The sequence below is a fragment of the Bartonella sp. CM86QHHN genome, assembly GCF_042194695.1.
Classification (GTDB): Bacteria; Pseudomonadota; Alphaproteobacteria; order Rhizobiales; family Rhizobiaceae; genus Bartonella.
Map to the genome: position 1 here is coordinate 1 of NZ_JBHIND010000020.1, position 6,913 is coordinate 6,913.

At 37.3% G+C, this 6,913-nt stretch carries 10 protein-coding genes and 1 pseudogene; 4 read left to right on the forward strand and 7 right to left on the reverse strand.

All coding sequences use genetic code 11. The features are described 5' to 3' along the window. A pseudogene (locus ACFIKX_RS01740) lies at positions 1 to 255 on the forward strand (late control protein); the annotation flags it as partial. A 38-nt stretch (positions 256 to 293) separates the two neighbouring features. Here ACFIKX_RS01740 and ACFIKX_RS01745 read toward each other — a convergent pair. Next, positions 294 to 617: a type II toxin-antitoxin system PemK/MazF family toxin gene (locus ACFIKX_RS01745; protein WP_273791686.1), complete on the reverse strand. Its 324-nt coding sequence runs from the start codon at positions 615 to 617 to the stop codon at positions 294 to 296. Beyond that, a complete protein-coding gene (locus ACFIKX_RS01750) occupies positions 617 to 841 on the reverse strand; it encodes an antitoxin MazE family protein (protein WP_273791685.1) in 225 nt (74 codons plus the stop codon). Before ACFIKX_RS01750 ends, ACFIKX_RS01745 begins: the two co-directional genes overlap by 1 nt. A 142-nt stretch (positions 842 to 983) precedes the next feature. On the opposite strand from ACFIKX_RS01750, the gene ACFIKX_RS01755 reads away from it, so the two are divergent. The 3 genes from ACFIKX_RS01755 (at position 984) to ACFIKX_RS01765 (ending at position 2,214) form a co-directional block, all read left to right on the forward strand. After that, a complete protein-coding gene (locus ACFIKX_RS01755) occupies positions 984 to 1,646 on the forward strand; it encodes a lysozyme (RefSeq protein ID WP_375627819.1) in 663 nt (220 codons plus the stop codon). Then, positions 1,643 to 1,870, forward strand: coding sequence for a hypothetical protein (locus ACFIKX_RS01760; RefSeq protein WP_375627820.1), 228 nt, complete (start codon positions 1,643 to 1,645; stop codon positions 1,868 to 1,870). Before ACFIKX_RS01755 ends, ACFIKX_RS01760 begins: the two co-directional genes overlap by 4 nt. 131 nt (positions 1,871 to 2,001) lie before the next feature. Continuing rightward, positions 2,002 to 2,214 (forward strand): hypothetical protein, encoded by a 213-nt coding sequence (locus ACFIKX_RS01765; RefSeq protein WP_375644727.1) that lies wholly within the window; start codon positions 2,002 to 2,004, stop codon positions 2,212 to 2,214. Between the two features lie 208 nt (positions 2,215 to 2,422). Here the strand turns inward: ACFIKX_RS01765 and ACFIKX_RS01770 are convergent, their stop codons facing one another. From ACFIKX_RS01770 to ACFIKX_RS01790, 5 genes are all read right to left on the reverse strand, one after another. After that, on the reverse strand, positions 2,423 to 3,289 hold the full coding sequence (locus ACFIKX_RS01770) for a DNA adenine methylase (protein WP_375620555.1): 867 nt from the start codon (positions 3,287 to 3,289) through the stop codon (positions 2,423 to 2,425). 68 nt (positions 3,290 to 3,357) lie between these two features. Further along, a complete protein-coding gene (locus ACFIKX_RS01775) occupies positions 3,358 to 4,740 on the reverse strand; it encodes a ParB/Srx family N-terminal domain-containing protein (RefSeq protein ID WP_375627821.1) in 1,383 nt (460 codons plus the stop codon). Between the two features lie 274 nt (positions 4,741 to 5,014). After that, positions 5,015 to 6,172 (reverse strand): tyrosine-type recombinase/integrase, encoded by a 1,158-nt coding sequence (locus tag ACFIKX_RS01780; protein ID WP_375627822.1) that lies wholly within the window; start codon positions 6,170 to 6,172, stop codon positions 5,015 to 5,017. Positions 6,173 to 6,324: 152 nt separating this feature from the next. Then, positions 6,325 to 6,600 (reverse strand): hypothetical protein, encoded by a 276-nt coding sequence (locus tag ACFIKX_RS01785; protein WP_375627823.1) that lies wholly within the window; start codon positions 6,598 to 6,600, stop codon positions 6,325 to 6,327. Between the two features lie 12 nt (positions 6,601 to 6,612). Next, the coding region (locus tag ACFIKX_RS01790; protein WP_375627824.1) for a hypothetical protein at positions 6,613 to 6,913 on the reverse strand (301 nt) is incomplete at its 5' end.

The window sequence follows — 6,913 nt, forward strand, 5'->3', positions numbered from 1 at the left end:
CTTGTTCAAGAGCCCCCTTTCCGCCCCTATATTCCAGCAGAATGGCGCATCAAGAGCGTTAAGCACAAACTTGATAAAACGAGTGGTTACACCACAAAAATAGAGTGCGAGCTTTTTGATGAAGCCCAAGAAGACACAGCTAGAAACGTTGCAAACACCACACCAGACAAAGATGATACCCTCGACCCAAACGCCCCACCAGACGCATGCGACGAAGGCGAAGGCGTCATCCATATGGATGAAGAGGATAGATAAACAAAGCTATTTTATGATGATAAAAAGAAATACTATTTTTATTTTACTATTCCTAAAAATACAGCTAAACAGCGTTCAATTTCTACCATTTTATCTGCATGAATGGAGCCGAAAGCTGGACTAACTTTTTCACATCTTACCGTCATAATCTTATCAATCATGACTTGCGAAGGTTTTTGCAAACCATTTTTAGCGGTTGGCTGAATCGTAATGCGGAGTAATGGCGCATCAACAAGTGTGCTAGTAATGGGTAAAACCGTTACACTTGTATGCTCACTGAATTGATTAGCTTGAATGATTAACGCAGGTCTTGGTTTACCAAAATCGCCTTGCATAGCTATTGTGACGAGAGATCCACGCATTATTCTGTCCAGCCATCAACATCCATTAAAGATTGATCCATCAACAACTGCATAGATGTATCTGTTTTATCCATTTTTGCGACTAAGCGACATTGGCGTCGGCACTCTTCTGCAAAGTTCGGTTGGCGAATATCTGGTACCCAAATTTGCATTAAACGCAAACCTGCTTTTCTTTGTGCGTTGCGATGTTTTTGAACGCGTTCATTGACGTGCATTGTAGCCATAACAAAATCTCCATTATGTTTCATGTAACGTATAACACAGAAAAAAGTTACATGAAACGAGATTTTTAATAAAAGGCAATAATTGCAATTTTTAATATTCACTCATCCCCGCCTTGTGTGGGGCTTTTTTATGGAGCAACACATGCGAAAAATATCATCAGAAGGGCTAGCACTTATCAAACAATGGGAAGGCTTGCGTTTAAACGCCTACAAAGATACCATTGGTGTGTGGACAATAGGTTATGGACATACAAACAATGCTGGAAAGCCTTTTATTTACGAAGGCATGACCATCACGGAAAAGCAAGCAGAAGAACTTCTTTGCCAAGACTTAAGACAATTTGAAAATGTCGTTGAACGCGCTGTTACAGTTTCATTAACAGATGAACAATTCGCGGCGTTAGTGTCGTTTTGCTATAATGTAGGAACAACAGCCTTTTGTAACTCGACACTGTTAAAAAAGCTCAATCAAGGTGAATATGAAGCTGTCCCTGCCGAGCTACAGAAATGGACCAAAGCAGGCGGTAAGCGTCTTGAAGGTCTAGCACACCGGCGTGCGGCAGAAACAGGCTTATGGGCGAAAGGGGCTTTTGTTTCCTCCAATTATCAAACAGTAGAAACGCAAGCACCAACGGGGGTTTTCAAAGCCGAAGCATTGGCACCGATTATTGGTTCTTTTTCTGGGCTTGGAGGCTTATTAGCAGGAAATGGACCCATCCAATGGGCATTGGCCACCATTATGATTTTAGCCGCATGTGTTGGTATTTTCTTTGTTGCCAAACGTTTTCAGGAACACCGCCTATGATCTTATGGATGAAAAGAAATCTGCTGTTAATAGGCGCGGCTTTAGCTGCTTTTTTTATGATTTTAGCAAGAGCTTTTACTCTTGGGAAAAAAGCAGAGCAACAAAAGCAAACAGAAAAAGCTTTAAAAGCAGCCACAACACGTCTGGAGGTGGAAAGTGAAGTTAATCAAAAAAGTGATGCTGATGTGCGTACTGCTCTCTCTGACTGGTTGCGCGACAAATAAATATGCTTCTTCTTGTGTTGGCTGGTTGCCAATTTATTTAGATAAGCAAGATCTGAACGCCATCAGTTCAAACTTAGCAAGAGAGATCTTAAAGCACAATAATCTAGGTGAACGCTTGTGTGGGTGGAAACATGGCTAGAAAAAAAACACAAGACGATATAGAGCTTACAGAAGCAGAAAAAGAAATACTTCAAGAAATCATCATGACCTACAAAAGTGTAAAAGTGATGTCGCGTTATACGAAATGGATTGTACTCATTATACTCTTATTAGCGCTTGATTTTTCACGTATTATGGATGCGTTTGTAAGTATTTTTACACAAAAACCAAATATCCAACTCTAAACATACTCTGAGACGCGCGAAATTCTTTAGAAAATGATTTCTTAATTTTGCTCGTCTCATGGAGGCGATAGAGAATGTCTTCGCCCATTTAAAATAGTGGTTCTCAAAGAGTTAAACACACCAAACCTTTCCTTAAAATATGAAATTGACTGACAGCAATCAAACTTTCAAAGCTTGTAGAGAGAACAAATTTTGTTTATGAAAGCAGCTAAGCCACGTTACAAAGTGATGTTATATTCTGTTCTAATGATTGTGGAATTTTGATCTTTGGTGAGAAAATCATCAGTTCTTGAGCTTGTCTCTTATTTTGTAGAGAATACCGTATATTAAATTCTATTTTAGGATATTGATTGTACAAGAATTTAATTTCTTCTACGTTGTCATAAGTAATTAACCAAAGCGCATTCACATGTTTAGAAATGATACTTTCTAAATCGCAATGATCTTTAGCTTTATAAAATGAAGTATACAGCTCTTTTCCTTTTTTAAAATAAGGAGGGTCCATATAAAAAAAGGTGTTTTCATCAGTTCCATAACGCAGCAAAAATTCCTGTGCATTTAAACGAGTTAAATATATCCTATCTTTTTGTACACTTATATTTCTAATCCGGCTAATTAAGTCCCTTTTGTTGAATCTACAGTTTATTTTGTAACTCCCAACTTGTTGTTTTCCTCCAATAGGACCAGCATTTTTAATGATTCCAGATCTGTTTGTGCGATTCAAAAAAAATGCAGCAAACCCAACGCTAAGCACGTCTGCGTTTTCGGGAGAAATTTCTTTTTGTTTATACCACTCTTCTAAGTTAATGGTCGTTGTATTGATTTTTTCTATTAATTCTTCTGTCTTGTGCAAAACACAATACCAAAAACTCCAAATAAACGGATCAATATCATTAATGTAGATATCTTTAACATCGTTATTTAAAAGAAAATTTAGAGCCAATCCGCCCCCACCAGCAAAAGGCTCACGATAAGAACATCCATTTAATCCATTTTTCTCAAAAATTTCTTTGATTCTTCCATAGAGTGCAGCCTTGCCACCAGGATACCTTAATGGAGAATAATTATAAGCCATCTCTGTAAACCTTACAGTATTAAAACAAAGCCATGTTATCATATTTTGTTCATATTGGCCAGCAATGGCTAAAGCATTTGACGAGCATTCTGCAATTTTTTGTCATACACTTCATTGATTAATTGCATTAACACTGGCTTTAATACTTGTATATCACTGAGAACCTCTAGATAACTCAAGGGTGCTGAACGGAAGGCATGTTTAGCTGTATTGGCTTGCATTCTAACCTTCGCTAGAGTGTCTAAAATAGCTTTCTCATTTTCATTTATATACTGTGTATCGTCAAGTTCGGTTTTTAATAATCGACAATACTTTGAAAACTTATCCTTTAAAAAATTATCAAAAGATTTGTTTTCTCGGCCTAAAAATCCTGTCAGCCCTTCGAATAAACAACTAAACGCTATATACACAAGAGGTGTATCAGCGTCAGTACCTAATTTTTTTACTGAAGAATATATACTGATGGGTTTTATAATACCTAATTTCTGCAACTGATCTGCAATTTCTTCATCATAAATGCGGCGAAATAATTTTTGTTTTGGATAATTTCCATCTTTATTCGCATCGCTTGTAGGTAGATTATCTTTTCTTTTAGAATACTCTGTTTCTTTTTTATCCTTGCCTTTTCTAGCAAGCTTTTTAGAAGAACTAAATAAATTAGTTAGATTAGAAGAATCAAATGATTTAGTTAGACCAAATTTGCGAGATAAGATTTCAAAATATTTTTCTATATCTTTTCTATTATTGCAAGAACGAGAATTTATCTTTTTTTCAAGTATATCTTGTACAAATTGTTTCAAAAAATTATCAAGTGCAGAATTTTCTTCATATGAACATGAAAAGATGAGCTTGTCCTCCAACTGATTATAATAAATTCCAGTATACTCAAAAAAAGTTGTTTTAGAAATCAAACGTGTGACAGTCGTTATCTCATAATCTAATGAAGGATCCTCCAACAGATGATTCAATAATAGGTATGCAAATCTATTCGGATTGTCTGGCGAATAACGTGACTTTTGTATAGCATTCCATGGCTTCACACCTTTTCCATTATTTTGACCTAAATGCTTTATCTCCATCCAGTGATTTGCTTCTTTTATGTCAGAAGCAATAGCACATTCTACAGAAGTTATGTGAATTTTACGGTCAGCACTATATTTAGCGATCTTTTTACTTAGATGCTCTGGAGCTAGACTTGGATTATCAAGAAGTTTGAGCGCAGCAAGCCGCCGATTACCTTCTTTAACAACGTACTTCTCTCCATCTTGTATTACCATAAGCTTTTCAAATGGAGACAACCCGTTTTCAGCAATATCTTCGGCCAATTCCAAAATTTTTTCTGTAATACAAAGAAAATTTATAGCATCCTTTTCACTTGTGAATCTGGGAATTCTAGGATTTTCTAGATCAAGTTTAAGTGTTTTTAAAGAAAATTCTTTAGTGTTTATCATTACTCTTAACCAACAATACAAAATATCGAATCATAATATTAACATGGTAAACTGACAAATATTCTATATTAAAGTCTACTTTATATATGAATCACACTTTGGAATCTCTCTTTAATCTTCTCTAGCTAAAAGGCGAGTAATGTTTTAAACATCGTCCAACTTTTTCCTTTTATTTCAAAGTGAAGTAAACGTAAATGCTGCAAAAGAATCCAGTTCAGGCACTTACATCATTTGAGAAAAATTTCTGAGAAAAGACTCTCTATTTTTAATTTTGTCAAGCCTTTCCTGATATAAAAGACGCCCATTGTTCCAAGAGAACATGTCGCTGTTCTAAAAAATCCGTTCGCATGTAGGCTTTCGTCACTGAACTCCCAACTGTATGTGCAAGAACAGTTTCGGCAATCTCAAATGGTGTTGACGTTGTCTCTGCTATCCAATCCCGTAAGCTTGACCGAAAACCATGGGGACGATAGGTTAAGCCACAAACTGTCATATACTTTGCCATGGTGGCATCAGAAATGGGGTTGCCTCTAAGACCAGAAAAGAGAAAACCATTTTTTTCAAAGGGGAGAGATTTTTCAATAACTCTCAAAGCTTCATCACTTAGTGGCACGCGAAAGTCTGAAACTTTCCCTACAATACCTTTCATGTTTTCTTTGGGTATCGTCCATATATCTTTATCAATTTGTTCAAGGCGCAAATAGCGCAATGGATACGACCGTACTCCAGTCAAAATCAAGAGCTTCAGTGCTAAATTTGAAAGGATCTTATCATCCAAGCTTTGATAAAATGCCGGAACCTCTTGCCATGGCATAGCAGGAATATTTGTTGATGTAGCACGTGGTTTTCCTAAAAGAGCGCGTGCCTTCATACAAGCCTGTAAATCAACATCTAAACCAAGAGCCGCAGCATATTTCAAGCAAATATTGATACGGTTAAGTGCTTTTCGCGCTGTGTCTGCTTTTTCATGCCAAAGGGGCGCGAGAACATTGCGAATGATATTGGCTGTTAATTTTTCTATAGGTAAATTACCTATGTGTGGAATCACGTGCAACTCTAGTGGAGAAAACCAGCGACCGTTTTTACCTTCATTTTTCAACTCTGCTTTTTTGCTTTCAAAAGCCGCTTTTGCAATTTCTTGAAAAATATTGCTTTGCTGTTTTAAAATAGTCTGTTCTCGAAAGACAATAGGATCATTGCCTTCTTTAAGAATATCACTATAATATCTTGTAAGCTCACGCGCTTCTTTTAAAGAGAGTTTTGTAACAGGACCAAGTCCCATTTCACGGCGCTTATTGTGGTGCGTATAGCGAAAAAACCAAGAGCGTGTATTGTCTTTTCGAACATTCAACCATAGCCCCGCCCCGTCACAATATTTACCCTGCGAGGACGTCTTTACGAATGATGCTGATAACCGATGAATCGCCCTCACTTAACGTCCCCTCTCGTCCACCTTTTCAAGCATTGCTCGTCCACCTTTTTGGGTCCACCTTTTAGACCACCTTTAATTTCTGATTTGAGATTTTTTCTTTAATACTTACTTTTTTTATTGAATCATAAAAAGCTATAGACATCAATACGCCCTTACACATCTTTATATACTTTGAATCTTGTTGCTAAGCCCCTGCTTGCCGCGTCTGGGAACACAACAAAATAAAGCGGTTCATTTTTATCCTTCGCATGTTGAACCGCATAAACAGCCGCCTCATAGGGTGTTGTAAGAATACCATTGAGGAAAAAATGCACCTTGCCATCAGCACCTTCTTGCAAATGCTTCTTTTCTTCATCCGTTAAATAATGTGCGTGAGGAAACAATCGCGCCATTCCAAGCGAAGGCAAGGATGGCGGATTGTTGATCATCACTAGCAAGACTTAAGGTTTGCATTCAGGTGCGTTTTTATATTTTTTACAAAAAGGGCTGTTTAAGCGCTTCTTGACACTGGGCCTCGGGATCACAGCGCCTGGACGACAAATGGGAAGGTTTTCGGCTTTAAAAGTATAACACCATCCACCCTCATGTTCATTTTCATAATGGAATCCTGATTGAACCATACACGCATGAATTGTTGCCCATGCATTGATACTAAGCTTTCTGCTTTCTGGATCGGTATAATAAGGTGTTGGCATTCCACATTCTAACAAGGCTTTTCCTACCTCTGTAAAATCTGCTCCT

What these genes read in the sequence shown, in the direction of transcription:
- ACFIKX_RS01745 (WP_273791686.1), bottom strand. Translation starts at nt 617, where the DNA reads ATGCGTGGATCTCTCGTCACAATAGCTATGCAAGGCGATTTTGGTAAA.
- ACFIKX_RS01750 (WP_273791685.1), bottom strand. Translation starts at nt 841, where the DNA reads ATGGCTACAATGCACGTCAATGAACGCGTTCAAAAACATCGCAACGCA.
- ACFIKX_RS01755 (WP_375627819.1), top strand. Translation starts at nt 984, where the DNA reads ATGCGAAAAATATCATCAGAAGGGCTAGCACTTATCAAACAATGGGAA.
- ACFIKX_RS01760 (WP_375627820.1), top strand. Translation starts at nt 1,643, where the DNA reads ATGATCTTATGGATGAAAAGAAATCTGCTGTTAATAGGCGCGGCTTTA.
- ACFIKX_RS01765 (WP_375644727.1), top strand. Translation starts at nt 2,002, where the DNA reads ATGGCTAGAAAAAAAACACAAGACGATATAGAGCTTACAGAAGCAGAA.
- ACFIKX_RS01770 (WP_375620555.1), bottom strand. Translation starts at nt 3,289, where the DNA reads ATGGCTTATAATTATTCTCCATTAAGGTATCCTGGTGGCAAGGCTGCA.
- ACFIKX_RS01775 (WP_375627821.1), bottom strand. Translation starts at nt 4,740, where the DNA reads ATGATAAACACTAAAGAATTTTCTTTAAAAACACTTAAACTTGATCTA.
- ACFIKX_RS01785 (WP_375627823.1), bottom strand. Translation starts at nt 6,600, where the DNA reads ATGATCAACAATCCGCCATCCTTGCCTTCGCTTGGAATGGCGCGATTG.